The 1130-nt window shown below is 71.3% G+C and carries 1 protein-coding gene; it reads right to left on the reverse strand.

The features are described 5' to 3' along the window. Nucleotides 1-92: 92 nt before the first annotated feature. Nucleotides 93-482, reverse strand: coding sequence for an SsgA family sporulation/cell division regulator (locus tag FNH09_RS46515; RefSeq protein WP_238427507.1), 390 nt, complete (start codon nucleotides 480-482; stop codon nucleotides 93-95). Nucleotides 483-1130 lie beyond the last annotated feature (648 nt).

A 1130-nucleotide genomic window follows, 5' to 3' on the forward strand; every position in this document is an offset into this window, starting at 1 on the left:
GTTGCGGGGCGGGTGGCCGGGGGATGGGTTTCCTTCCCTTCTTTCTGTGGCCGGGGCGGTGGTCTTCGTCCGTACGGCGGTGGTCGGGGGTCTCAGCTTGTTGTGAGCAGGTTGGTCAGTTCGGTTTCCCAGTCGATGTGTGCGGATTCGGTGCCGTGTGGCACGAGGGCCTGTGTGTCTTTCAGGAAGGTTTTGATGTCGTGTGCGGGGGCCTCGAGCAGGGCGGTGTCTGGGGGAGGGCCGAGGGCGATGTGGAGGGTGTGGCCGCCTGGGCCGGTGGTGGGCCGGATGCGGATGTTGCCGTGGCCTGCGGGGCCTGTCAGGCCGTGAGCTAGGAGGTCGCGTCCCAGGATCCATTCGGCCAGTTCGTGGGTGCCGAGGCAGAAGAGGGCGCGGACGGTGTAGGGGTCGGTGGGTTCGTAGCGCAGGTCCAGGCGCAGGGGCAGTGCGTAGGTGTGCGTGACGAGGAGCCGTACGGTCATCCTGTGTGTCACGGTCGTCACGGGATCCATCGGTTTCTCCCTTCTGCCTCGGCGGCGGTGGGCGGGCGCTGGTGTCGTCTGGGCCGTCGCGGTGCCGGCCGCGGGTCCCGTCCCGGGAGCGGCCGTTCGATCCGGTGGCCGGCTCCTTGTGTGCCCCGGCCTCCTCGGGCTTTTTGCCGCGAAGGTCGGCTGCAGCGGTCGGCGGCCCGGCGGCATTCCTCACGGGCTCACTGACCCTTCCCTCCCGGTGCCGCCTTCGGATTCACCGCCCACGGCTCGCGCGTACTTTTTGAACGCATCGGTCACGGCCGCGCCGGGCGGTTCCGGCTGCCGGTGAAGTTGTCGGGAAGGAACCGGGGCCCGCCTTTGCTCGTCCCGCGACGGTGCGAGGGCCGGCAGCGGCTCCATGGATCTTGGCCGGGATCCGCCGTGCGGCCCGGATGAAGGCCCGGCCGGTTTTGGCGCGACGGCGTCCGGGCCGCTGCTGCTGCGGGGCCGGTGCTGCCGGCCGGCGGCGGGGTGTAGGGGCGGCTGCTGAGGACGGCGCGGGTGCGCTCGCCGGGCAATGGCGCAACGGTTTGCCGCGCACACGGTTCGCCGGCTGGTCCGGGCCCGGGCGGGAGAGAGCCCCGGCACGGGATACGGCAG

The sequence above is a fragment of the Streptomyces adustus genome, from assembly GCF_009377175.1.
In the GTDB taxonomy this organism is placed as follows: domain Bacteria; phylum Actinomycetota; class Actinomycetes; order Streptomycetales; family Streptomycetaceae; genus Streptomyces; species Streptomyces adustus.